At 71.2% G+C, this 22,219-nt stretch carries 24 protein-coding genes and 1 riboswitch; of the genes, 22 read left to right on the top strand and 2 right to left on the bottom strand.

The genetic code is table 11. From position 1 onward, the window contains the following. The first annotated feature begins 10 nt into the window (after nucleotides 1-10). The 5 genes from OG331_RS10245 to OG331_RS10225 all read left to right on the top strand — a co-directional run bounded on the left by OG331_RS10245 (nucleotide 11) and on the right by OG331_RS10225 (nucleotide 4,983). The gene (locus OG331_RS10245; RefSeq protein ID WP_406194199.1) at nucleotides 11-1,147 is read left to right on the top strand and encodes an LLM class flavin-dependent oxidoreductase; all 1,137 of its coding nucleotides are present in this window, start codon (nucleotides 11-13) and stop codon (nucleotides 1,145-1,147) included. Next, complete coding sequence (locus tag OG331_RS10240) at nucleotides 1,144-1,659, top strand: GNAT family N-acetyltransferase (protein WP_406194196.1); 516 nt, start codon at nucleotides 1,144-1,146, stop codon at nucleotides 1,657-1,659. The genes OG331_RS10245 and OG331_RS10240 overlap by 4 nt, the downstream gene beginning before the upstream one ends. Beyond that, nucleotides 1,656-2,612 carry an ABC transporter substrate-binding protein gene (locus OG331_RS10235; RefSeq protein WP_406194194.1) on the top strand — a complete coding sequence of 319 codons (957 nt, stop codon included), beginning with the start codon at nucleotides 1,656-1,658 and terminating at the stop codon, nucleotides 2,610-2,612. The genes OG331_RS10240 and OG331_RS10235 overlap by 4 nt, the downstream gene beginning before the upstream one ends. A gap of 19 nt (nucleotides 2,613-2,631) precedes the next feature. Beyond that, on the top strand, nucleotides 2,632-3,396 hold the full coding sequence (locus OG331_RS10230; RefSeq protein WP_406194192.1) for an amino acid ABC transporter ATP-binding protein: 765 nt from the start codon (nucleotides 2,632-2,634) through the stop codon (nucleotides 3,394-3,396). 294 nt (nucleotides 3,397-3,690) lie between these two features. Then, on the top strand, nucleotides 3,691-4,983 hold the full coding sequence (locus OG331_RS10225) for a sulfite oxidase (protein ID WP_406194189.1): 1,293 nt from the start codon (nucleotides 3,691-3,693) through the stop codon (nucleotides 4,981-4,983). A 40-nt stretch (nucleotides 4,984-5,023) separates the two neighbouring features. Here OG331_RS10225 and OG331_RS10220 read toward each other — a convergent pair whose 3' ends face one another. Then, complete coding sequence (locus OG331_RS10220) at nucleotides 5,024-5,968, bottom strand: LysR family transcriptional regulator (protein ID WP_406194187.1); 945 nt, start codon at nucleotides 5,966-5,968, stop codon at nucleotides 5,024-5,026. Nucleotides 5,969-6,105: 137 nt separating this feature from the next. Here OG331_RS10220 and OG331_RS10215 point away from each other — a divergent pair, with 137 nt between their 5' ends. The 8 genes from OG331_RS10215 (at nucleotide 6,106) to OG331_RS10180 (ending at nucleotide 13,588) form a co-directional block, all read left to right on the top strand. Then, a complete protein-coding gene (locus OG331_RS10215; RefSeq protein WP_351078001.1) occupies nucleotides 6,106-6,186 on the top strand; it encodes a putative leader peptide in 81 nt (26 codons plus the stop codon). Between the two features lie 185 nt (nucleotides 6,187-6,371). Next, entirely contained in the window at nucleotides 6,372-7,502 is a 1,131-nt protein-coding gene (gene sfnG, locus OG331_RS10210; RefSeq protein ID WP_406194184.1) for a dimethylsulfone monooxygenase SfnG, read from the top strand. A gap of 46 nt (nucleotides 7,503-7,548) precedes the next feature. Continuing rightward, the gene (locus OG331_RS10205; RefSeq protein ID WP_406194181.1) at nucleotides 7,549-8,766 is read left to right on the top strand and encodes an acyl-CoA dehydrogenase family protein; all 1,218 of its coding nucleotides are present in this window, start codon (nucleotides 7,549-7,551) and stop codon (nucleotides 8,764-8,766) included. Between the two features lie 11 nt (nucleotides 8,767-8,777). Next, on the top strand, nucleotides 8,778-9,335 hold the full coding sequence (ssuE, locus tag OG331_RS10200) for an NADPH-dependent FMN reductase (RefSeq protein ID WP_406194179.1): 558 nt from the start codon (nucleotides 8,778-8,780) through the stop codon (nucleotides 9,333-9,335). Then, the gene (locus tag OG331_RS10195) at nucleotides 9,332-10,528 is read left to right on the top strand and encodes an SfnB family sulfur acquisition oxidoreductase (RefSeq protein WP_406194176.1); all 1,197 of its coding nucleotides are present in this window, start codon (nucleotides 9,332-9,334) and stop codon (nucleotides 10,526-10,528) included. Before ssuE ends, OG331_RS10195 begins: the two co-directional genes overlap by 4 nt. Nucleotides 10,529-10,569: 41 nt before the next feature. After that, nucleotides 10,570-11,721 (top strand): LLM class flavin-dependent oxidoreductase, encoded by a 1,152-nt coding sequence (locus OG331_RS10190; protein ID WP_406194173.1) that lies wholly within the window; start codon nucleotides 10,570-10,572, stop codon nucleotides 11,719-11,721. A 150-nt stretch (nucleotides 11,722-11,871) separates the two neighbouring features. Next, the gene (locus OG331_RS10185; RefSeq protein ID WP_406194171.1) at nucleotides 11,872-13,077 is read left to right on the top strand and encodes an acyl-CoA dehydrogenase family protein; all 1,206 of its coding nucleotides are present in this window, start codon (nucleotides 11,872-11,874) and stop codon (nucleotides 13,075-13,077) included. 52 nt (nucleotides 13,078-13,129) lie between these two features. Next, nucleotides 13,130-13,588, top strand: a complete 459-nt coding sequence (locus OG331_RS10180; RefSeq protein WP_062713929.1) for an Rrf2 family transcriptional regulator — start codon at nucleotides 13,130-13,132, stop codon at nucleotides 13,586-13,588. Between the two features lie 75 nt (nucleotides 13,589-13,663). Here the strand turns inward: OG331_RS10180 and OG331_RS10175 are convergent, their stop codons facing one another. Then, nucleotides 13,664-14,404, bottom strand: a complete 741-nt coding sequence (locus tag OG331_RS10175) for a class I SAM-dependent DNA methyltransferase (RefSeq protein ID WP_406194167.1) — start codon at nucleotides 14,402-14,404, stop codon at nucleotides 13,664-13,666. 179 nt (nucleotides 14,405-14,583) lie between these two features. Here OG331_RS10175 and OG331_RS10170 point away from each other — a divergent pair, with 179 nt between their 5' ends. From OG331_RS10170 to OG331_RS10130, 9 genes are all read left to right on the top strand, one after another. After that, on the top strand, nucleotides 14,584-16,185 hold the full coding sequence (locus OG331_RS10170; protein ID WP_406194165.1) for an FAD-binding oxidoreductase: 1,602 nt from the start codon (nucleotides 14,584-14,586) through the stop codon (nucleotides 16,183-16,185). A gap of 92 nt (nucleotides 16,186-16,277) precedes the next feature. Next, on the top strand, nucleotides 16,278-16,376 hold the full coding sequence (locus tag OG331_RS10165) for a putative leader peptide (protein ID WP_406194162.1): 99 nt from the start codon (nucleotides 16,278-16,280) through the stop codon (nucleotides 16,374-16,376). Nucleotides 16,377-16,448: 72 nt separating this feature from the next. After that, nucleotides 16,449-17,348 (top strand): glutathione S-transferase C-terminal domain-containing protein, encoded by a 900-nt coding sequence (locus tag OG331_RS10160; RefSeq protein WP_406194160.1) that lies wholly within the window; start codon nucleotides 16,449-16,451, stop codon nucleotides 17,346-17,348. Between the two features lie 66 nt (nucleotides 17,349-17,414). After that, nucleotides 17,415-17,522, top strand: a riboswitch (SAM riboswitch). 30 nt (nucleotides 17,523-17,552) lie between these two features. Continuing rightward, on the top strand, nucleotides 17,553-17,702 hold the full coding sequence (locus tag OG331_RS10155; protein ID WP_187284659.1) for a hypothetical protein: 150 nt from the start codon (nucleotides 17,553-17,555) through the stop codon (nucleotides 17,700-17,702). 176 nt (nucleotides 17,703-17,878) lie between these two features. Then, nucleotides 17,879-18,862, top strand: a complete 984-nt coding sequence (locus OG331_RS10150; RefSeq protein WP_406194157.1) for an amino acid ABC transporter permease — start codon at nucleotides 17,879-17,881, stop codon at nucleotides 18,860-18,862. Further along, nucleotides 18,859-19,647 carry an amino acid ABC transporter ATP-binding protein gene (locus OG331_RS10145; RefSeq protein WP_406194154.1) on the top strand — a complete coding sequence of 263 codons (789 nt, stop codon included), beginning with the start codon at nucleotides 18,859-18,861 and terminating at the stop codon, nucleotides 19,645-19,647. The genes OG331_RS10150 and OG331_RS10145 overlap by 4 nt, the downstream gene beginning before the upstream one ends. A 75-nt stretch (nucleotides 19,648-19,722) precedes the next feature. Continuing rightward, entirely contained in the window at nucleotides 19,723-20,745 is a 1,023-nt protein-coding gene (locus OG331_RS10140; protein WP_406194152.1) for a transporter substrate-binding domain-containing protein, read from the top strand. A gap of 44 nt (nucleotides 20,746-20,789) precedes the next feature. Then, nucleotides 20,790-20,924: a putative leader peptide gene (locus OG331_RS10135; RefSeq protein WP_406209890.1), complete on the top strand. Its 135-nt coding sequence runs from the start codon at nucleotides 20,790-20,792 to the stop codon at nucleotides 20,922-20,924. An 80-nt stretch (nucleotides 20,925-21,004) separates the two neighbouring features. Further along, entirely contained in the window at nucleotides 21,005-22,207 is a 1,203-nt protein-coding gene (locus tag OG331_RS10130; RefSeq protein WP_406194149.1) for an LLM class flavin-dependent oxidoreductase, read from the top strand. Nucleotides 22,208-22,219: the final 12 nt, after the last annotated feature.

The following is a 22,219-nucleotide window of genomic DNA, read 5'->3' as shown; positions in this document are numbered from 1 at the left end:
GGTCATTCCCATGCCCGTGGAGTTCCTCGGTATAGCCGCCACGAACAACGGCTCCGAAACCACGCCGCGCTCCGGCGCCGCCTTCGACAAGGACTACACGCTCCGCCTCGCACGGGCGCACGAGGACCACGACTGGGACCGGGTGCTGTTCGCCTACGGCTCGGGATCGCCGGACCCCGCACCGGCCGCCGCATACATCGCCAGCCGGCTGGACCGCCTCCAGATCCTGCTCGCCCACCGGCCCAACGTCTCGTACCCCACCTTCGCCGCGAAGACGTTCGCCACCCTCGACCAGATCAGCGACGGCCGGCTGACCGTGCACTTCATCACCGGCGGCAGCGACCACGAGCAGGGCCGCGAGGGCGACACGCTCACCAAGGACGAGCGCTACTCCCGCACCAGCGAGTACATCCGTATCGTCAAGAAGATCTGGACCACCCACGAGCCGTTCGACCACGAGGGCGAGCACTACCGCTTCCGCGACTTCGTCAGCGACGTCTTCCCGGTCCAGCAGCCCCGCCCCAACGTGTCGTTCGGCGGTTCGTCGCCCGCCGCGCTGGCCGCCGGAGGCGCCGAGGCCGACATCTACTGCCTCTGGGGCGAACCCCTGGCGAAGACCGCCGAGCAGATCGAGAACGTGCAGGCCGCCGCGAAGGCCGCGGGCCGTACCGACGTGCCCCGCATCCAGGTCGCCTTCCGCCCGATCATCGCCCCGACCGAGGAACTGGCCTGGGAGAAGGCGCACCGCACGGTCGGTGCGATCAAGGCCCGCAGGGAGCGGGGCGAGGCGATCACCAAGCGCCACAACGGACACGTGCAGCCGCAGAACACGGGCTCGCAGCGCCTGATCGCCATCGCCGAGGCCGGGGAGCGGTACGACCGCGCCCTGTGGACCCCGACCGCCGCCGCGACCGGCGGCGCGGGCAACTCCAACGCCTTGGTCGGCACCCCGGAGACGGTCGCCCAGGCGCTCCTCGACTACTACGACCTCGGCGTCGACATCCTCTCCGCCCGCGGCTACGACCTGCTGGGCGACGCCATCGACTTCGGCCGGCACGTGATCCCGATCGTCCGCGAGGAGGTCGCCAAGCGCGACGCCGAGCGGGCGGCGCGCGGGACGCGGACCCCGGTGGCGGTGAACGCATGACCTCCGCACCGGAGTTGACGGTCATTGAAGTGCCCGTCTCCGACACCAGGGTCGAGCCGCTGCTGCGCGAACTCGGCGACGAATACTCCAGACGCTACGGCCGGGACGCCCACGCCGAGCTCGCACGCTACCCCGACGAGGAGTTCACGGCGCCGCACGGCGGCGTCCTGCTGCTCCTCGTCGAGGCCGGAGAGCCGGTCGCGGGCGGCGCCTTCCGCCGGTACGACCCGACCACCGCGGAACTGAAGCGGATCTGGACGCACTCCGCCCACCGCCGACGTGGCCTCGCCCGCCGCGTCGTGGCCGAACTGGAACGCGAGGCGAGCGACCGGGGATATCGCCGCGTGTACCTGACCACCGGACCACGCCAGCCCGAGGCCCGCGGCCTGTACCTGGCCACCGGCTACACACCGCTGTTCGACACGGAGGCCGACCCGGAGACCATCGGCCCGCTGCCCTTCGAGAAGCACCTCGCAGTGCAGGAACGCACGGGAAAGGCCCCCGCCCAGTGAACATCCGCACGCTCGGAACCCGGCTGCGCGGCACCGCCGCCCTCGCTCTGCTGCCCCTGCTCGCGCTGACGGCCTGCGGCTCCGGCGACACCAGCGGCACGGCGGCAGCCGGTGCGGAGGCCTCTCCCGCACCGACCGACGACCCGGTGGCCACCGTCCCCAAGGTGGACTCCGCCGCCGCCCTGCTCCCCGCAGACGTACGCAAGGCGGGCAAGCTGCGCGTCGGCAGCTCGGTCGGATTCCCGCCCGGGGCCTACTACCCGAACGGCACGGACAAGGCGCCCGCCGGCCAGGACATCGACCTCGCCGACGCGGTGGCCAAGGTGCTCGGCGTCGGGCTGGAGCGTCAGGACGCCTCCTTCGAGACGATCCTGCCCGCCCTCGGCAGCGGCAAGTACGACTTCGGCACGGGCAACTTCGGCGTCACCGGCGAGCGCCTGAAGACCATCGACTTCGTCACCTACATCAACGACGGCCAGGGTTTCGCGGTGAAGAAGGGCAACACCGCCCTCAAGGCGAAGGTCACCGACCTCACCCAGCTGTGCGGGCTGACCATCGGCACGGGCGCCGGCACCACCTTCGAGGCGACCCTCACCGCGCAGAAGGGGGTGTGCGCGAAGGCCGGCAAGAAGCCCTACGACGTCAAGGTCTACTCGGAGAACGCGGCCACGCTCACCGCGCTCCAGCAGGGCCGTATCGACGTGATCATGTCGACCATCAACGGCCTGCGCTACCAGGCGGCACAGCCCGCGTCGCAGACGGCCTTCCTCGGGGAGTTCCACCGCCTCGACGTCGGCTTCGCGTTCAAGAAGGGCTCCCCGCTCACCGAGGCCTTCCGGGCAGCCGTCAACGAGCTGATCGAGAACGGCACCTACGCCCGGATCCTCAAGAAGTGGGGCACCTCCGCCTCCGCGATCGACACGTCGCGGATCAACCCGCCCGAGCACGTGTGACAAGACCTATGGAGAAGACATGAGCGACGTCATGGTCGACGTCCACGGCGTCCACAAGAGCTTCGGCCCGCTGGAGGTGCTGCGCGGCGTCGACCTGCAGGTCCGCGCCGGCCAGGTCACCGTGATCCTCGGCCCGTCCGGCTCCGGGAAGTCCACGCTGCTGCGCGCCATCAACCACCTGGAGAAGGTCAACCGTGGCTGGGTCAGCATCGACGGGGAGCTCATCGGCTACCGCCGCTCCGGGAACAAGCTGCATGAGCTGAAGGAGAAGGAGGTCCTGAAGCAGCGCACCAACATCGGGTTCGTCTTCCAGAACTTCAACCTCTTCCCGCATCTGACCGTCCTGGAGAACATCGTCGAGGCTCCTGTCTCCGCACTGCGCCGCCCGCGCAAGGAGGCGGAAGCGACCGCCCTCCGGCTCCTCGACCGGGTCGGACTCGCGGACAGGGCCGACACCTACCCACGCCGGCTCTCCGGCGGCCAGCAGCAGCGCGTGGCCATCGCCCGTGCGCTCGCCCTGGAACCGAAGGTGCTGCTCTTCGACGAGCCCACCTCCGCCCTGGACCCGGAGCTGGTCGGCGAAGTCCTCGACGTCATCAAGGACCTGGCGGGCAGCGGCACCACCATGATCGTCGTGACCCACGAGATCGGCTTCGCCCGCGAGGTCGCCGACACCGTGCTGTTCATGGACGGCGGAGTCGTCGTGGAGCAGGGACCGCCCGCGGAGGTCCTGGACAACCCGCGTCAGGAGCGCACCCGCACCTTCCTCGCCAAGGTCCTCTGAAGGCGCGCGTACCTCAACTCCGCGCCGAATACGCTCCGTTGACACCGCAACACTGGGCGTGTTTGCATCGCGCCATGCCGCCGCTGGAGTCTCTGACGCGCCGCCGTGCCGTGGACCTCGTACGCGTGGCCGCCGCGCTGTGTCGGTTCCCCGGGTGACACACCCTCTCCCGGCCACGCCTCCCACAGTCGTACCCGCTGGTGTCGTTGGCTGGCAGCCCGACCCGCGCCGCGCCGCTACGCCCTCACGCCCGGTCTCACCCTCCGGCCTGACCATCGATGACGAGGACCCGTCATGCCCGCATCCCCTGCACCCTCATCACCCCGTCCCGCGTCCCGCGTCGACGAGACCGCCTACGACCGCCGCAGACTGCGCCAGTGGCTCGCCGGCGATGCCCGGGCGGACGGGGTCAGCCGCCGCCGGCTGCTCACTCTGCTCGCCGCCACAGCGGCCGCGACCGCGCTGCCCGCGCCGCGTCCGGCGCACGCGGCCGACACCCCGATCGTCAAACCGCTGCCGCCCGAGTGGTTCATCCAGCGCGGCACCAACGCGGAGACCCGCTGGGAGGCGCTGCGCGGAACGGGCCATCACACCCCCAACGAACTGTTCTTCGTACGCAACCACACGGCGACACCCGTGCTGGATGCCGCCGACTGGCGGCTGAGACTCTGGGGTGACGGGCTGCGCGGCAAGCCCTCCGAGGGCCGCCCGGTCGAGTTCGGGTACGACGATCTGCGCGCCCTGCCCGCCGTCTCCCGGACCGCGTTCGTCGAGTGCGCCGGAAACGGCCGCACCTACTACACCACCCAGCAGCAGGAAGCGGTCACCGGAACCTCGTGGACGCTGGGCGCGGTCGGCGTGGCGCGTTGGCGCGGCGTGCGCCTCGCCGACGTACTGCGCAAGGCCGGGCTGTCCCCGTATGCCGTGGATCTGCAGCCGCGCGGGCTGGACGCCGAGTACGTCAGCGGTGGCGAGAGCCTCGGCCGGGTGCGCCGGCCGCTGCCGTTGGCCAAGGCGCTGGACGACGTCCTGCTCGCCTACGAGATGAACGGCGAGCCGCTCCCGTACGACCACGGGTATCCGGTGCGGGTGCTGGTGCCCTCGTGGGTGGGGATCGCGTCGATCAAGTGGGTCGGCGACATCGAGGTGTCCGCACAGCCGCTGTTCTCGCCGTGGAACACCACCTTCTACCGGCTGTTCGGCTCCGCCCACCCGGCGGAGGGCAGCGCGCCGGTGACCCGGCAGACCCTCAAGAGCGTCTTCGAGCTGGCGAGCGGCGCGACCTTCCCGGTGGGACGGGGGCAGGTGCTGCACGGTCGCTCCTGGTCGGGCGCGGGCGCCGTCGCGCGGGTCGATGTCAGCACCGACGGCGGTGCGAGCTGGCGCACGGCCCGGCTGCACGACCGGCCCCGAGCCGACACCTGGACCCGCTGGTCCGTCACCTGGAAGCCCGACGCGACCGGTGCCACCCACCTCCTGGCCCGTGCCACCGACACGGCCGGTCGCCGCCAGCCGGACGTCGCCGTGCCCAACACTCAGGGCTATCTGTTCGACGCGGTGGTCCGGCATCCGGTGACCGTGATCTGATCGGACAGCTGCACGGCGGGGCGCTTCACGAAGGGCCGGTTCACGAAGGGGCGCCGTGCGCCCGCGCGTTGCGCACGAACAGCCCGTGCAGATCGCGGACGGCCCGGGGAACCGGGCCGGCCGGACGGCTCTGCAGAACCAGAAGCACGTCGGTCGCGTCGCCGGCGAGCGGCCGTACGGTGATCGCGCCCCGCCGCGAGCGCAGCGAATGGGGGTCCCCCCGGCCGAAGGCTGGGGGAGGGTCCCCGATGACACTGAAGTCGGGCAGCACGGTCGCCCCCAGTCCCTCGGCGACCATCAGCTTGCCCATCTCGGCGCCGTCGGTGGAGTACGAGAAGGACGGCGTACGACCGCCGAGCAGCCGGTGCACGAAGCGGTGCATGACATAGCCGGACCGCATCACCACCAGCGGTTCGGCGAGCATGCTGTCCGCGTCCACCGCCTCCAGGGCGGCCAGCGGACTGTCCGGACGCACGCACACCACCGGCCGGCCGCGCAGCAGTTCGGTGGTCTCGAAGCCCGGCGGCATGTCGTCGCCCCCGAGGTAGTTCACCAGCCCCAGATCGAACGCACCCTCCAGCAGCCCGCGCTGGATCTCGGACTGCCGTGCGCCGACCAGTTCGACCTGGGTGGCCTGGTGCGAGGCCCGGAACTCCCGCACCGTCGGAATGACCAGCGAGACGGTGGCCGTGTTGACGGTGCCGAGCCGGACCATCCGGCTGATGCGGTGCTGGTCGCCGGCCGCGCCGCGCAGCCGGTCCACCGCGTCCAGCACGCTCATGATGTGCGGCAGCAGCTCCCGTCCCTCGTCGCTGACCTTCGCACCGGACCGCTTGCGCTCCAGCAGGTCCACGCCGAGCTCACGCTCCAGATTGCGCACGGTCTCGCTGAGCGCCGGCTGGGACAGATGGAGTTCCTCGGCGGCGCGCCGCAGCGAACCGAGTCGCGTGACGGCGGCGATGTATTCGAGCTGTTCGAGACGCACGCCAGGAGCGTGACCCGGGCCGCGCGCCGCGTTCAAGGGAAACCCTGTCACAACCTCGTGAATACCGACTCTCAGTATGTGGAATCCCAACCGGGCATTCTTGACCTCCCGGAGTAACCGCTGCTTTGATCGATGGCATGAAGCGACAGGACCTCACGCGGCGACGCCATGTCGACCTCGCGCGTGTCTCCAGCTCCTGCTGTCGCTGTCGGGTCTGAGCGCACCGAGGGAAACCCTCGCACTCGCGCCGCTCTCTTCGTACATTTCACTCCCGGCCGATTTCCGTGGTGATTTCGGCTTTCCCCGGGACGGCGATTCCGCACGCCTGAATCCCGATCACTGAACACGTTTCCCTGCCACGCACGCGCCCTTTTCGCGTGCGCAGTCATGCCAGGAGTTCCCCATGCCCGTACCGCCCGGATCCGACCCCCTGCGCTTCGCCTACTGGGTGCCGAACGTCAGCGGCGGCCTGGTCACCAGCACCATCGAGCAGCGCACCGACTGGGGCTACGACTACAACCGCGAGCTCGCCGTCCTCGCCGAGAACAACGGCTTCGACTACGCCCTCAGCCAGGTCCGCTACATGGCCAGCTACGGCGCCGAGTTCCAGCACGAGTCGACCAGCTTCAGCCTCGCCCTGCTCCTCGCCACCCAGCGCCTGAAGGTCATCGCCGCCGTACACCCCGGTCTGTGGCACCCCGGCGTCCTCGCCAAGCTCGGTGCCACCGCCGACCACCTGTCGAACGGCCGCTTCGCCGTCAACGTCGTCAGCGGCTGGTTCAAGGGCGAGTTCACCGCCCTCGGCGAACCCTGGCTGGAGCACGACGAGCGCTACCGGCGCGCCGAGGAGTTCATCAGCGCGCTGCGCAGCATCTGGACCGAGGACCACGCCGAACTCGCCGGGGACTTCTACCGGGTACGCGACTTCACCCTCAAGCCCAAGCCGCTCAACACCCCCGAGCGGCCGCACCCGGAGATCTTCCAGGGCGGCAATTCCACCGCCGCCCGCGCCATGGCCGGCCGTGTCTCCGACTGGTACTTCAGCAACGGCAAGGACTTCGACGGCGTCACCGAGCAGATCAACGACGTCCGCGCCTCCGCCGCCCGAGCGGGCCGCAGCGCACCGAGGTTCGGGCTCAACGGCTTCCTCATCGCCCGCGACACCGAGGCCGAGGCCCGCGAGACGCTCCGCGAGATCGTCGCCAAGGCCAACACCGAGGCCGTCCACGGTTTCCGCGACGCCGTCCAGCAGGCCGGTCCGTCCACCGCCGACGGCAAGGGCATGTGGCAGGACTCCAGCTTCGAGGACCTGGTCCAGTACAACGACGGCTTCCGCACGGGCCTGATCGGCACGCCCGAGCAGATCGCCGAGCGGATCGTCGCCTACAAGCGGCTCGGCGTCGACCTCTTCCTCCTCGGCTTCCTGCACTACCTGGAAGAGGTCGAGTACTTCGGCAAGCGGGTGTTGCCCCTTGTCCGCGAACTGGAGGCCCAGGAGGCCGAGTCGGAGCCCGTCGCCGCCGCCCACGTCTGACCGCCACCCACATCCGCGCCCCCACCCGAAACGAAAAGGGGTTCCCATGAGCACCGCCGCACCGGCCGACTGGAAGACCGCCCCCGCCCCGAAGGACACCGAGGGCTGGCTCGCCCGGGCCGCCGAGGTCGCCGCAGTCCTCGCCACCGACGCCGCCGCCCGAGACAAGGCCGCCGCCACCCCGTACGCCGAGGTCCAGCTGCTGAAGGACGCCGGCCTGGTCACCCTGCTCGGCCCCGTCGAGCACGGCGGCGCGGGCCAGGACTGGCCCACCGCCTACCGCGTCGTCCGCGAGGTCGCCAAGGCGGACGGCTCCATCGGCCAACTGCTCGGCTACCACTACCTGTGGAACTGGGCCGCCCGGCTGGTCGCCACCCGCGAACAGTGGGAGCACGTGGAGGCCGAGGCCGCCCGCAACCAGTGGTTCTTCGGAGGCGCGGTCAACCCGCGCGACGAGGACGTGGTGGTGAAGGACGAGGGCGACACCCTCACCTTCACCGGCCGCAAGTCCTTCTCCACCGGCAGCAAGGTCTCCGACGTCACCGTACTCGAAGGCGTCCTGGAGGGCACCGACGACCACGTCTTCGCCATCGTCCCGTCCGACAGCGAGGGCCTGGCCTTCCACGACGACTGGGACAACATCGGCCAGCGCCTCACCGAGAGCGGCGGCGTCACCCTCGACGCCGTACGCGTCCCCTGGTCGGCCGCCGCGGGCTACGTGGACAAGAGGTTCCGGCCGCGCGTCTACAACACCCTGAACGTGCCGACCATCCAGCTCGTCTTCGTCAGCTTCTACCTCGGCATCGCCGCAGGCGCCCTGGAGACCGCCGCCGGCTACACCCGGACCAAGTCCCGCGCCTGGCTGCACGGTGGCCATGAGCACGCCGTCGACGAGCCGTACGTCATCGACACCTATGGCGACCTCACCGCCAAGCTGTGGGCCGCCGAAGCGCTGGCCGACGCCGTGGCCGCCGAGGGCCAGAAGCTGCACGACGACCCGGACGCGGTCACCGAACGGGCCCGCGGCGAGTTCGAGGTACGGGTGGCCGCCGTGAAGGCCCGTGCCACCGATGTGGCCCTGGAGGTCACCAACCGCATCTTCGAGGTGACCGGCGCCCGCGCCACCGCCTCCGCCGAGGGCCTGGACCGCTTCTGGCGCAACGTCCGCACCCACACCCTCCACGACCCCGTCGCCTACAAGCGCCGCGAGATCGGCCGCCACGTCCTCACCGGCGAACTGCCGCAGCCCACCTGGTACTCCTGAAAGGTCCTCCCATGGCCACCATCCTCTCCGTCTCCGGCAGCCCCTCCGCCACCTCCCGCACCGCGCGCCTGCTGCGTCACCTGGACGACCGGATGATCGCCCAGGGACACGACGTGATCCCGCTCGACGTTCGCGCGCTCCCGCCGGAGGCCCTGCTGCACGCCCAGTTCCGGCACCCGGCCATCGTCGAGGCGACCGCCCTCTTCGAGCGGGCGGACGGCATCGTGATCGGCACGCCGGTCTACAAGGCCGCCTACTCCGGCCTGCTGAAGTCGCTGCTCGACCTGCTCCCGCAGTACGCGCTGGCGGGCAAGACGGTCCTGCCGCTGGCCACCGGCGGCACCACCGCCCACGTCCTGGCCATCGACTACGCCCTGCGCCCGGTCCTGAACTCCATGGGCCCCGCCCACATCACGCCGGGCTGGTTCACGCTCGACAAGGAAATCACCGTTGCCGACGACGGCACCCTGACCGTCGCGCCCGGCGCCGCCGAGGCCCTGGCCCAGGTCACCGACCAGTTCTCGCTCGCCCTCGGCGGCCGTCCGACGGTGCTGGCGGCCACCGGATGACCGCGGCGACCGTGCTCGCCGGCGACGCCGAGGCCCTCGGCGTCGCCGCCGACCTGGCCGCGGACTTCCGTAAGGACGCCGCCGAGCGGGACGCGCGGCGCCGGCTTCCGCACCCGGAACTGGAGCGGCTGTCCGCGTCCGGGCTGCTGGGTGTGACGGTGCCCGCGGAGTTCGGCGGCGCGGACGTCCGTACGGAGACCCTCGCCGAGATCTTCCGGCTGCTGGCCTCGGCCGACGCCAGCCTCGCCCAGATCCCGCAGAGCCACTTCGTGTACGTGGGCGTGCTGCGCCGGCAGGGGACGCGGGAGCAGCAGGAGTTCCTCTTCGGCGAGGTACTGGCGGGAAAGCGGTTCGGCAACGCCCAGTCCGAGGCGGGCACCAGCCACGTCCAGGACATCCGTACCCGGCTCAGGCGTCGCCCGGACGGTTCGTACGTCCTCGACGGCGTCAAGCACTACTCGACCGGCGCCCTGTTCGCCGACTGGATCCCCGTCCTCGCCCGCGCCGACGACGACAACCTGCACGTGGCGTACGTGCCGCGGAACGCACCCGGCCTCACGGTCGTGGACGACTGGGACGGCATGGGCCAGCGCACCACCGCCAGCGGCACCGTCCGCCTGGAGTCGGTGCCCGTGCCCGCCGACCGCGTGGTGCCGCACCACCTCACCTTCCGCGGACCCCAACTCCACGGCGCCGTGGCCCAGTTGCTGCACGCCGCCATCGATGCGGGGATCGCCTCCGGAGCGCTGGCCGAGGCCGTGGAGTTCGTCCGCACGAAGAGCCGCCCCTGGTTCGAGAGCGTCGACGAAGGCCACGCCACCGCAGCCGACGACCCGCTGCTGATCCAGCGCTTCGGCGAACTGGCGATCCGAGTGCGGGCCGCCGACGCGCTGCTCGTCACCGCGGCACGCTCCGTGGACGCCGCCCACGCCGCCCTGACCGACGACTCGGCAGCCGAGGCCTCGATCGCCGTGGCAGCCGCCAAGGTGACGGCGGCGGAGGCGGCCCTGGAGGCCGGCAGTGCCCTCTTCGAGGTGGCCGGCACCCGCTCCGCCCTCGACTCGCTCGGCCTGCACCGCCACTGGCGCGACGCCCGCACCCACACCCTGCACGACCCGGCCCGCTGGAAGGTCCAGCACATCGGCCGCTACGTGCTGAACGGCACCAGGCCGCCCCGGCACGGCCTGCTCTGACGACCGTTCCCCCCCACCCACCTTCCCGATCGGAGCCCCGCGTGTCCCTCACCTTCCACTGGTTCCTGCCCACCAACGGCGACAGCCGCCACGTCGTCGGCGGCGGGCACGGCACCCCCGCGTCGGCATCCGGCCGGGACCGGCCGCCGACGGTCGCCTACCTCAGCCAGATCGCGCGCGCGGCGGAGGACCTGGGCTTCGTCGGCGCGCTCACCCCCACCGGCGCCTGGTGCGAGGACGCGTGGCTGACCACCGCCATGGTCAGCCAGCACACCGAGCGCCTGAAGTTCCTGGTCGCCTTCCGGCCCGGCTTCGTCTCGCCGACCCTCGCGGCGCAGATGGCGGCCACCTTCCAGCGGCAGTCCGGCGGACGGCTCCTGCTGAACGTCGTCACGGGCGGCGAGAACCACGAGCAGCGCGCCTACGGCGACTTCCTCGACAAGGACGACCGGTACCGACGTACCGGTGAATTCCTGCAGATCGTGCGGGAGTTGTGGGAGGGCAAGACCGTCGACCTGGTCGGCGAGCACCTCCAGGTCGAGGACGCGAGGCTGGCCCGGGTGCCCGACCCGGTCCCGGAGGTGTACTTCGGCGGCTCCTCACCGATCGCCGGGGAGATCGCCGCCCGGCATGTCGACGTCTACCTCACCTGGGGAGAGCCGCCGGCCGCCGTCGCCGAGAAGATCGCCTGGGTCCGGGCGCTGGCCGAGAAGGAGGGCCGCAGCGTCCGCTTCGGCATCCGCCTGCACGTCATCACCCGGGACACCGCCGAGCAGGCGTGGGCGGAGGCCGGGCGGCTGCTGGCCGGCTTCGACACGGAGACCGTGCGGGCCGTACAGGCCGGCCTCGCCCGCAGCGAGTCCGAGGGGCAGCGGCGCATGCTCGCCCTGCATGGCGGCAGCAGCGACGGCCTGGAGATCTACCCGAACCTGTGGGCCGGCATCGGGCTGGTGCGTGGCGGGGCGGGCACCGCGCTCGTCGGCAGTCACGACGAGGTCGCCGAGCGGATCGCCGAGTACCACCGGCTGGGCATCGACGAGTTCGTGCTCTCCGGCTATCCGCACCTGGAGGAGGCGTACTCGTTCGGCGAGGGCGTGCTGCCGCGACTGGAGGCGCAGGGGCTGTGGAGCCACCCGTTCCGCAGCGCGACGGCACCTCGCCCCGAGGCCCAGATCCCCTTCGCTGAGCGGTAATCGGCCACGGGGGACACATATTCCCTAGATTTCCTATCGAATTACTAGGGAAGTGTTGACCCTGGTCGGTGGAGCGAGTGAGGATGACGCTGACCCGGTCGGCCGGGCAGCCAGGCACCGCGTTCTCTTCGGCCATGAAGGAAGTCCGCCATGACAACCGAAACAGGAACGAGGTGTGTCGACTGGCTGCACACGGCCCGTGAGCTGGCGGACGACCTCGCCACGGACGCGGTCGAACGCGAGCAGGCCGGCAAACCACCCCTCGACGAGGTCGCCCGGCTGCGCGAATCGGGCCTGCTCACGCTGCTCGTACCGGCCGAACGCGGCGGAGGCGGCGCGGACTGGCGCACCGCCTACACCGTCGTCCGGACCATCGCCGCTGCCGACGGGGCCATCGGACACCTGCTGGGCAGCCACTACTTCCTGTCCTTCTGCGCCCGGTTCTTCGCCGGCCCCGACCGCGCCGCACGGATCGAGCGGGCCTTCACGGCGGGGGAGTGGTACTGGGGCGGCGGTATCGCCTCGCAGGAACCGCCGCTCATGCTGACCCCCACGGCCAACGGCTATCTGCTGGACGGCCATCAGCGGTACGGCTCCGGAGTCGGCGTCGCCGACCGGCTGGTGGTCCGCGCCGCCGTGCCCGGCATCGGCGAGCCCCTCGCCGTCCTGGTCGACCCCGCCCACCCCGGCCTCGTGAGCGGCAGCGGCGGCGACACCTTCGGCCAGCGGCTGGCGGCCGCCGGCGATGTCGGGTTCGACGCCGTGCCGGTCGCGGCCGACGACGTGCTCGGCTCCCTCTCCTCCGACGAGGGCGCCCTGTCACCCTTCGCCGGCCTCGCCGCACCGACCGCACGGCTGGTCTCCGCCCACTTCTGCCTCGGCGTCGCCGAGGGGCTGCTCGGTGAAGTCCGCGAGCACGGACGGGCCGTGCGGTCCCCCTGGCAGCCGTTCTCCCCGCACCCCTGGCCGGGCCACCCGCCGCAGGACCCCTACGTGCTGACCGCGTTCGGTGAGCTCGCCGTCGGCGCACGCGCCGCCTCGGCCCTCGCCGACCAGGCGGTGGACGCCCTGAACCGCGGCCTGGCGCGGGGCGAGGACCTCGACGACGAGGAGTGCGCGGAGATCGCCGTCCTCGCGAGCGCGGCCGAGGCCGCCGCCTCCCGGGCCGCGCAGGAGATCACCGCCCGGGCCCTGGACGCCGTCGGCGCGCCCGCCGCCTTCGCCCGGCACGGCCTGGACCGCTTCTGGCGCGACACCCGCACGCACACCCTGCGTGAGCCGATCGCCCACAGACTGCGCGAGGTCGGGGACTACTTCCTCAACGGCGCGCACCCGCCGTTCAGCCTTCCCGCCTGATCCGACGGGTCGGCCGGTGGGGACGGGCGCGGCAGTGATGGATAATCTCAGCATGCGGATCTCGGCGAGAGCGGACTATGCGGTGCGGGCGGCGCTGGAGCTGGCCGCGGCCGGTGACGACACCTCACTCAAGGCCGAAGCGATCGCCGAGGCCCAGGGCATCCCGCACAAGTTCCTGGAGGGCATCCTCGGGGACCTGCGCCGCGGCGGACTCGTGGTCAGTCAGCGCGGCGGCAAAGGCGGCTACCGGCTCGCCCGCCCGGCCGACTCGATCCCCATCGCGGACGTGATCCGCGTGGCCGACGGCCCCCTGGTCTCGGTGCGCGGCGTACGCCCGCCCGACCTCTCCTACATCGGCCCCGCCGAGTCCCTGCTGCCGCTGTGGATCGCCGTACGCGCCAACGTCCGCAAGATCCTCGGCGAGGTCACTCTGGCCCACGTCGCCGCGGCCAAGCTGCCCGACGACGTCCTGAGCCTCGCGGACGACCCCGAGGCGTGGACGAACCCCTGACCGGCGTCGCCCAGCTCGTCGACCCTCTCTACCCCTCATCCACAGATCCAGGCGCTCCAGTCGCGCGGGCCCGCATCAGTCAGCCGGCTTCTCCCATACCGACACGTGCTTGCCGCTCTCGCCCGTGAAGGGCTCGCGCGTCCAGCTCTCCCACCGGTCGCGCAGCCGCAGACCGGCGAGCCGGGCCATCAGGTCCAGCTCGGCCGGCCAGACGTACCGGAACGGGATGGACCAGTGCTCGGCACGGCCGTCCACGATGGTGACGTAGTTGGAGCTCATCGCCTGGGTGGCGACGTCATAGGTGTCGAACGCCCACTGGGTGTCGCTGATGTGGAACGGTACGGCGCTCTGCCCGGGCGGCAGCCGGCGCAGATCGGGCACGCCCACCTCGATCACGAAGCAGCCACCGGGCCGCAGATGGGCGGCGGCGTTGCGGAAGCAGTCGACCTGGGCGTCCTGGGTCGTCAGATTGCCGATGGTGTTGAACACGAGGTAGGCGAGCGCGAACTCGCCCGGCACCCGCGTCGTCGCGAAGTCCCCGATCGTCACCTCGACGGCGTCACCGCCGGGCTTCGCACGCAGCCGGTCCACCATGGCGCGGGACAGGTCGATGCCGTGCACGGGGACACCGCGGCCGGCCAGTGGCAGCGCGATCCGGCCGGTGCCGACGCCGAGTTCGAGCGCCGGGCCGTCGCCGGCGAGTCCGGCCAGCAGGTCGACCGCGGGGCCCACCACGTCGGCGCGGAACATGTCCGCCGCTGACGTGTCGTAGGTGGCCGCGATGTTCTCTCCGAAGTAGCCGTCTTCATCGATCACACCGGGACCGTACTGCCGACCGCCGTCGCGAGGCACGTGAATTTGCCGTCGGCCGTCGCTCGGCCGGGGGGCTGGCACCACCGTGAACCGGGGGCTGGGACGACTGCCCTCGGCACCTTCTCCGCCTAGCTTCGTGGCAGGAGCAAGCCAGGCATTCCGAAGGAGCAGGAGGAGCGGTCATGGGGGCAGTGAGCAGGAGGAACGTGCTGCGCGGTGGCCTGGTCGCCACGACGGCGGGGGTCGTGGCGCCCGGGACGGTCGCGGAGGCGGTCGCGGCTGCGGACGAGGCGTCCTGCCCGCCGCCGCCAGGACCGGCCATGGTCGGGCAAGGCGATCCGCGGTACCGGTCCCTGGCGTCCCGGGGGTACAACCGACGGTTCGTGGGCGAGCCGGAGCACGTCTGGGTGGTCGGTACGACCGCGCACGTCGTCCGGGCCGTGCAGCAGGCGGTCGACAGCGGCCGCCGGATCACGGTCCGCAGCGGCGGCCACGGGTTCGAGAACTTCGTCGCCGACCCGGCCGTGGAGGTCGTCGTCGACATGTCCGCCATGACAGCCGTCTCCTACGACCCCGGCCGCCGAGCCTTCGCCGTCGAGGCCGGCGCCCTGCTGGGTGAGGTGTACCGGAGGCTGTATCTGGGCTGGGGAGTGACGGTTCCGGCCGGCTGGTGCGCCGACGTGGGCGTCGGCGGCCATGTCCTGGGCGGCGGCTACGGTCCGCTGTCGCGGCTGATGGGGCTGTCCGTCGATCACCTCTACGCGGTCGAGGTGGTCGTCGTGGACCGGGCGGGCAGGGCACGCAGTGTGGTGGCCACACGCGAACTCTCCGATCCCCACCGGGACTTGTGGTGGGCCCACACCGGCGGCGGACCCGGCACCTTCGGCGTCGTCACCCGCTACTGGTTCCGCACCCCCGGCGCCGCCGGCGACGACCCGTCCGGCCTGCTGCCCGCGCCGCCGTCGAGCGTGCTGAGCTTCTCCGTCTCCTGGGACTGGCAGAAGCTGGACAGGACGTCCTTCGCCCGGCTGGTCCGCAACCACGGGGAGTGGGCCGAGAAGCACAGCGCCCCGGACTCGCCGTACCTCGCGCTCTACAGCGAACTCGCCCTCACCCGCCGCCTGTCGGGAACGGTCCTCATGATCGGTCAGGTCGCCGCGGACTCCGGCGCCGAGCGGATGCTGGACGAGCACCTCGCCGCGATCAACCGGGGCGTGCCGGTCCAGCCCGTGCGCACCGTCCGGAACCAGGCCTGGTTGGCAGCCGCCCTGGCCGGCTCACCGGGTGACCCCGGGCCCCTCTACCGGCTGAAGGTCAAGTCCGGCTATCTGCGCCGCCGTTTCACCGACCGGCAGATCGACGCCCTGCACCACCACCTCACCCGGCCGGACTACGATCACCCGGCGGGCAGCGTGAGCCTGTACACCCACGGCGGCAAGGTCAACGCCGTGGCGCCGGACACGACCGCGACCCCGCACCGCGACGCGATCATCAAGATGTTCTACGTCAACGGATGGGAGGACGCCAGGGACGACGCCCGGCACATCGGCTGGCTGCGCGAGCTCTACGAGGACCTGTACGCCGACACCGGCGGCGCCCCCGCGGCGGCCGACGGCGCGTTCATCAACTACCCGGACACCGACCTCGCCGACCCCGCCCGGAACACCGGCGCTCCCTGGCAGACCCTGTACTTCGGCGACAACCACCGCCGCCTGCAGCGCGTCAAGGCGAAGTGGGACCCCCGTAACGTCTTCCACCACGCCCTTTCGGTACGCGCGGCGTGAACGTGACTGCTCGATCCTCGGACGCCCTCTTGACGTCGGCCGCGGACGGGCCGACACTCCAATGAAGTTTCCTAGTGAATTGGTAGGGAAGCATGGGGCGTCCTGAGTCGGTCACCGACCGAGTGAGCCGTACGCCCCTTCTCACGTCCCGCCGTCACATCGATCTGCTCCGCGTCTGCAGCGCGATCTGACCCCCGAGCCGAGCCCGCGTCCGCAAGAGCTTCAGCCACGCGTACGTCCTTCAGCCTGCCCCGGGGAGAGTCATGTCCGTCACACCGCTGGCCGCCCACTCCAACACGCAGCAGCCTGCCCCGGCCTTCCGGGGCCGGATCGGCCGCGACGAGCGCAGCGGCCACTACGCCGTGCCGCGCCGCTACCGCCTCCACCTGACGACCGCCTGTGCGGACGGCCTGCGCATCGCCGTCGCCCACAGCCTGCTGGGCCTCGACGACGTGTGTCCGGCGACCTTCCTGCCCGCGATCCCCGACTGCGCCGACGGCGGGCACGCAGCGCTGCGTCCGCTGTACGACGCCAGCGTCCACCGGTACGCCGGACCGGCCCTCGCGCCGGTCCTCAGTGACGACTGGTCCGGGCGCATCGTGAGCACGCACGCCCCCGACATCACCCGCGACCTCGCCCGGCGCTTCGGCGGCTGTCGCCTGGAGCTGTACCCGTGCGGCGCGGAGTCGGAGATCGAAGCAGTCGAGCGGATGTGTGCGCAGGACATCGAGGAGGCCGCACAGGCCGCGGGCGCGGCCGGCGTCGAGCGGGCGGAGCGGGACGAGGCGCTCGGGACACTGCTGCGTGCGCTGGGCGCGCTGGACCGGTGGCTGGACGGGCGTGAGTACCTGATCCGCGATCAGATCACGGCCGCCGACGTCGAGTTGTGGGTCACCCTCGTCCAACTCGACACCGTGCACCGGCACCACCTGGACGCCGCAGCGGTGCAGCGCGTCGCCGCGCACGCCACCCTGTGGGCCTACGCCCGCCGGCTCGCCGCGCACCCGGCCTTCGGCGCGCACCTCGACCTCGACGCCATCTCCCGCCGCCACCACGCCCGTTGCTGGGGCCTGGAGGACGCCGGAGCGGCCGTCCAGATCCTGGACTGGGCGGCCCACGCGGCAGCCGGAACCGGGACACGAGCGCAGGTCGAGCGGCCGTGAGCCGGTCCGCACAGTGGACCGGCGTTGACATCCGTTCGGGCAACTGTCTTACTTACGCCCCAGAACGGTCATGAGCGTCAGCGACAAGCCCTGGCTAGCTGACCGGCAACCCTCGCATCGCGGTGGGGTGCCCCAGGTGACGACCGGACCGGATGACTTCGGTAAGCGCGAAGGCCCCACGGGGCCGGAAGAGTGAGTGACGCCATGGACGCAGCTCCCAGGACGGCCGTACGCCGCCCCCAGAGCCGCGCCCTGGCGTACGCGACCCTGTTCGTCGCCGACCGGGCCGTCGATCTGCTCCGCGTCAACAGCGCACTGTGTACCGCACCGGGCTGTGCCCGCAGCCGCGGCTGACTTCCCCCGTCCGCTGCCCCGCACTCCCTGACATGCATCGCCTCGGCGATGTGCCGTCGTCCGCCCACCCCCCGGTGCCCGTGCGTCCTCCCGCGTCCTGACGAGCCGTAGTGCGTCTGTCGTCGCCGCGCCGTGCGTCACGTTCCGGGGGCATCCGACTCCTGCCGGAGCCCTCCATGAGTGAACCCCCTGGCGCCGTCGTCTCCCTCGCCGAGGCACCGCCGCCCGCCGACGCCCCGCCGAAACAGCTCGCCGCCCAGCGCGTGCTGCCGCTGCGGCGGCCCGGCCGCTGGATCGCCACCGCGGTGGTCCTGGTCCTGGCGGCCCAGTTCGTCCACGGTCTGGTGACCAACCCCTTCTACCAGTGGGACCGCTTCGGCTACTGGTTCCTGCGGCCCACCATCCTCGACGGGCTCCTCATCACCCTCGAAGTCACCGCCTACAGTGCGGTGTTGGGGCTCCTCGGCGGCATCCTGCTGGCACTGGCCCGGCTGTCGAGGAGCCCGGTGCTGCGCGCGGTCAGCTGGGTCTACGTCTGGGCGTTCCGCTCCGTCCCGCTGATCGTGGTGCTGCTGTTCCTCTACAACTTCAGCGCCCTGTACAAGACCCTGAGCGTGGGCATCCCCTTCGGTCCCGCCTTCATCTCCTTCGACGAGTCGAAGCTCGCCACCGACATGGTCATCGCGGTCGTCGGCATCAGCCTGCACGAGTCCGCGTACGCCGCCGAGGTCGTCCGCGGTGGCATCCTCTCCGTGGACCAGGGCCAGCACGAGGCGTCCGCCGCACTCGGCCTGCCGAAGGGCTACCAGTTCCGCAGGATCGTGTTCCCGCAGGCGCTGCGCTCCATCGTCCCGAACTACGTCAACCAGCTCATCGGCCTGATCAAGGGCACCTCGCTGGTCTTCTACGTCTCCCTGCTCGACCTGTTCGGCTCGGCGCAGTCCATGGGCTCCACCTACCCCGGCGACATCGTGCCGCTGCTGATGGTCGCCACCGTCTGGTACCTGGTCCTCACCAGCGTCGTCTCCGTCGTCCAGTTCTATGTCGAGCGGTATTACGCCCGGGGCGCCACGCGCTCCCTGCCGCCGACCCCGTTGCACAAGCTGCGGACCGGGTTCACCGACCTGAGGGCCCGCATCCGCAGGGAGGCCGCCGTATGACCGCCGAGACCACCCTCGACAACGCGCCCGCCACCGTGGAGGTGCACGACGTGCACAAGTGGTACGGCGCCCACCGGGTGCTGAACGGGGTCGACCTGACCGTGCGCCCCGGCGAGGTCACCGTGATCATCGGCCCCTCCGGTTCCGGCAAGTCCACCCTGCTCAGGGTCATCAACCACCTGGAGAAGCCGGAGATCGGCCACGTCAGCCTCAACGGCGAGCTGATCGGCGTACGTCGGCACGGTGAGAGGTTGAAGGAGCTGAGCGAGCGGGCCATCCTGACGCAGCGCAGCAGGATCGGCTTCGTCTTCCAGAACTTCAACCTCTTCCCGCATCTCACGGTCCTCGACAACGTCGCTGCCGCACCGGTGGCGACCGGGAAACTCAGCAAGCCCGAGGCCCTGGAACTCGCCCGCGACCTCCTCGGCCGTGTCGGCCTGGCCGACAAGGCCACCGCCTATCCACGGCAGTTGTCGGGCGGACAGCAGCAGCGGGTGGCCATCGCCCGCGCCCTCGCCCTGCGCCCCGGCGTCATCCTCTTCGACGAGCCGACCTCCGCGCTCGACCCGGAGCTCGTCGGTGAAGTCCTGTCCGTCATCAAGGACTTGGCGACCAGCGGCACCACCCTCGTCATCGTCACCCACGAGATCGGCTTCGCCCGCGAGATCGCCGACCGGGTCGTCTTCATCGACGGCGGCAGGATCGTCGAGCAGGGCCCGCCCTCCGAGGTGCTCGACAAGCCGCGCCACGAGCGGACCAGGGACTTCCTCAGCAAGGTCCTCTGAGCCCACCGCTCCCCACGAACCCCCCACGCGTCACCCGCCCCACCCTCACCACCCTCTCGAACACCAAGGACGGCCATGCCCACCCACATCTCCCGACGCAGCCTGATACGCGGCATCACCGCGGCGACCGCCGTCGCCACCCTCGCCACCGGGCTGACCGCCTGCGGTGGGGACAGCGACGCCGCCACCAGAACGAACGACAGCGCAGGCACCGTCACCGTCGGGCAGCTCTCCAACGGCGCCGCCAAGGAGACCACCCTCAAGGTGTCCGAGATGAAGTCCATCAGCGCGAAGCTGCCCGACGCCCTCAAGAAGAGCGGCAAGCTGGTCATCGGCTCCGGCACTCTGCCCTCCGGCGCCCCGCCGCTGGGTTTCGTGGGCAGCGACCAGAAGACCCTCACCGGCTCCGAGATCGACCTCGCCCGGCTGGTCGCGGCCGTCCTCGGCCTTGAGCCCGAGGTCAAGCGGTTCACCTGGGAGAACCTCTTCGTCGGCATCGACAGCGGCAAGGTGAACGTCGGCTTCTCGAACATCACCGACACCGAGGAGCGCAAGCAGAAGTACGAGTTCGCCTCCTACCGCAAGGACGACCTCGCCTTCGAGGCGCCCAAGGACTCGAAGTTCAGCTTCGACGACGACTACCAGGCCCTCGCCGGCAAGACCGTCTCCGTCGGCGCCGGCACCAACCAGGAGCGCATCCTGCTGGAGTGGAAGGGCAAGCTGGAGAAGGAGGGCAAGAAGCTGACCGTCAAGTACTTCCAGGACAACAACAGCACCTACCTGGCCCTCAACAGCGGCAAGATCGACGCCTACTTCGGCCCCAGCCCCAACCTCTCCTACCACGTCACCCAGACCAAGAGCACGCCCACCCCGACGAGGATCGCCGGCCAGTTCTCCGGCGCCGGGGCGACCCTCCAGGGCCTGATCGCCGCGACCGCCAAGAAGGACAGCGGCCTCGCCCAGCCCCTCGCCGACGCGATCAACCACCTGATCGACAACGGCCAGTACGCCAAGTGGCTCGCCGCCTGGAACCTCTCGGGCGAGGCCGTGGCCAAGTCGGAGGTCAACCCGCCCGGCCTGCCGTTGGACAACTCCTGACGGGAACAACCTGCCGAGGTCGGCGCGTTGTGACTCATGACGAGATGTGCGAGGCGCGAAAGCGCGCGACCCGGAGGACGGAGGTGGCGGACGTGACGCACATATTCCACGCCGTCCACCTCCACTCCCGGCCCCACATCGACCTCCAGCGCGTGGCCGGCGCGCTCTGTTGCTCCTGACCCGTTTCTCCACCGCCGAGCCCACCCCTGCGTGAGGCCTTCGGCGTTCTTGTCACGGACTTCCAGGAAGGCACTGACTCGTGTCCTCAACACCCTCTCCCTCCCTGCATCTCGCCGTCGCCCTCGACGGGACCGGCTGGCATCCCGCCTCCTGGCGCGAGCCGGTGGCCCGCCCCCGGGACCTGCTCACCGCCGGGTACTGGACCGACCTGGTCACCGAGGCCGAGCGCGGACTGCTCGACTTCGTGACCATCGAGGACGGCCTCGGTCTCCAGTCCTCCCATTTCCTGGACCCGGACGAGCGCACCGACCAGGTTCGCGGCCGCCTCGACGCCGTCCTCATCGCCTCCCGCGTGGCCCCGCTGACCAGCCGCATCGGTCTGGTGCCGACGGTCGTCGCCACCCACACGGAGCCGTTCCACATCTCCAAGGCGATCGCCACCCTCGACTACGTCAGCGCCGGGCGCGCCGGTCTGCGCGTGCAGATCACCGCCCGCCCGAACGAGGCCGCGCACTTCGGCCGCCGCACCGTCCCGCGCATCGAGGCCTACGACAGTCCGGCCGCGCAGGAGGTCGTGACCGACCTGTTCGACGAAGCCGCCGACCACGTGGAGGTGGTGCGCCGCCTCTGGGACAGCTGGGAGGACGACGCCGAGATCCGGGACGCCGCCACCGGGCGCTTCATCGACCGCGACAAACTCCACTACATCGACTTCGAGGGCCGGCGCTTCAGCGTCAGGGGCCCCTCCATCACACCCCGTCCGCCGCAGGGCCAGCCGATCGTCAGCGCCCTCGCCCACGCCACCGTCCCCTACCGGATCGTGGCCCGCGCCACCGACGTCGGATACGTCACCCCGCACGACGCCGACGAGGCCCGCGCGATCGTCGCCCGGATCCGCGCCGAGCAGGACGTGGCCGGCCGGGCCGCCGAGCCGCTGCACATCTTCGGAGACATCGTGGTCCTCCTCGACGACGACCCGGCCGCCGCAAGGGCACGCCGGGAACGGCTGGACGCGCTCGCGGGACAGCCGTACACGAGTGACGCCCTGATCTTCACCGGCACCCCCGCCCAACTCGCCGACCTGCTGCAGGACTTGAGCGGGGCAGGACTCTCCGGATTCCGGCTTCGGCCCGCCGTCGCGGGCCATGACCTTCCGGTGATCACCCAGGGACTCGTCCCCGAACTCCAGCGCCGGGGCGCCTTCCGCCACGCCTACGAGGCCGCCACCCTGCGCGGCCTGCTGGGCCTGGCCCGCCCCGCCAACCGCTACGCCGCCACCTGAGCCGGAAGGACC

The organism is Streptomyces sp. NBC_01017 (assembly GCF_045162795.1).
GTDB lineage: Bacteria > Actinomycetota > Actinomycetes > Streptomycetales > Streptomycetaceae > Streptomyces > Streptomyces machairae.
This window is presented reverse-complemented; position numbering and strand designations above follow the sequence as displayed.

What these genes read in the sequence shown, in the direction of transcription:
- OG331_RS10245 (WP_406194199.1), top strand. Translation starts at nt 11, where the DNA reads ATGCCCGTGGAGTTCCTCGGTATAGCCGCCACGAACAACGGCTCCGAA.
- OG331_RS10240 (WP_406194196.1), top strand. Translation starts at nt 1,144, where the DNA reads ATGACCTCCGCACCGGAGTTGACGGTCATTGAAGTGCCCGTCTCCGAC.
- OG331_RS10230 (WP_406194192.1), top strand. Translation starts at nt 2,632, where the DNA reads ATGAGCGACGTCATGGTCGACGTCCACGGCGTCCACAAGAGCTTCGGC.
- OG331_RS10225 (WP_406194189.1), top strand. Translation starts at nt 3,691, where the DNA reads ATGCCCGCATCCCCTGCACCCTCATCACCCCGTCCCGCGTCCCGCGTC.
- OG331_RS10215 (WP_351078001.1), top strand. Translation starts at nt 6,106, where the DNA reads ATGAAGCGACAGGACCTCACGCGGCGACGCCATGTCGACCTCGCGCGT.
- sfnG (WP_406194184.1), top strand. Translation starts at nt 6,372, where the DNA reads ATGCCCGTACCGCCCGGATCCGACCCCCTGCGCTTCGCCTACTGGGTG.
- OG331_RS10205 (WP_406194181.1), top strand. Translation starts at nt 7,549, where the DNA reads ATGAGCACCGCCGCACCGGCCGACTGGAAGACCGCCCCCGCCCCGAAG.
- ssuE (WP_406194179.1), top strand. Translation starts at nt 8,778, where the DNA reads ATGGCCACCATCCTCTCCGTCTCCGGCAGCCCCTCCGCCACCTCCCGC.
- OG331_RS10195 (WP_406194176.1), top strand. Translation starts at nt 9,332, where the DNA reads ATGACCGCGGCGACCGTGCTCGCCGGCGACGCCGAGGCCCTCGGCGTC.
- OG331_RS10185 (WP_406194171.1), top strand. Translation starts at nt 11,872, where the DNA reads ATGACAACCGAAACAGGAACGAGGTGTGTCGACTGGCTGCACACGGCC.
- OG331_RS10180 (WP_062713929.1), top strand. Translation starts at nt 13,130, where the DNA reads ATGCGGATCTCGGCGAGAGCGGACTATGCGGTGCGGGCGGCGCTGGAG.
- OG331_RS10170 (WP_406194165.1), top strand. Translation starts at nt 14,584, where the DNA reads ATGGGGGCAGTGAGCAGGAGGAACGTGCTGCGCGGTGGCCTGGTCGCC.
- OG331_RS10165 (WP_406194162.1), top strand. Translation starts at nt 16,278, where the DNA reads ATGGGGCGTCCTGAGTCGGTCACCGACCGAGTGAGCCGTACGCCCCTT.
- OG331_RS10160 (WP_406194160.1), top strand. Translation starts at nt 16,449, where the DNA reads ATGTCCGTCACACCGCTGGCCGCCCACTCCAACACGCAGCAGCCTGCC.
- OG331_RS10155 (WP_187284659.1), top strand. Translation starts at nt 17,553, where the DNA reads ATGGACGCAGCTCCCAGGACGGCCGTACGCCGCCCCCAGAGCCGCGCC.
- OG331_RS10150 (WP_406194157.1), top strand. Translation starts at nt 17,879, where the DNA reads ATGAGTGAACCCCCTGGCGCCGTCGTCTCCCTCGCCGAGGCACCGCCG.
- OG331_RS10145 (WP_406194154.1), top strand. Translation starts at nt 18,859, where the DNA reads ATGACCGCCGAGACCACCCTCGACAACGCGCCCGCCACCGTGGAGGTG.
- OG331_RS10140 (WP_406194152.1), top strand. Translation starts at nt 19,723, where the DNA reads ATGCCCACCCACATCTCCCGACGCAGCCTGATACGCGGCATCACCGCG.
- OG331_RS10135 (WP_406209890.1), top strand. Translation starts at nt 20,790, where the DNA reads ATGTGCGAGGCGCGAAAGCGCGCGACCCGGAGGACGGAGGTGGCGGAC.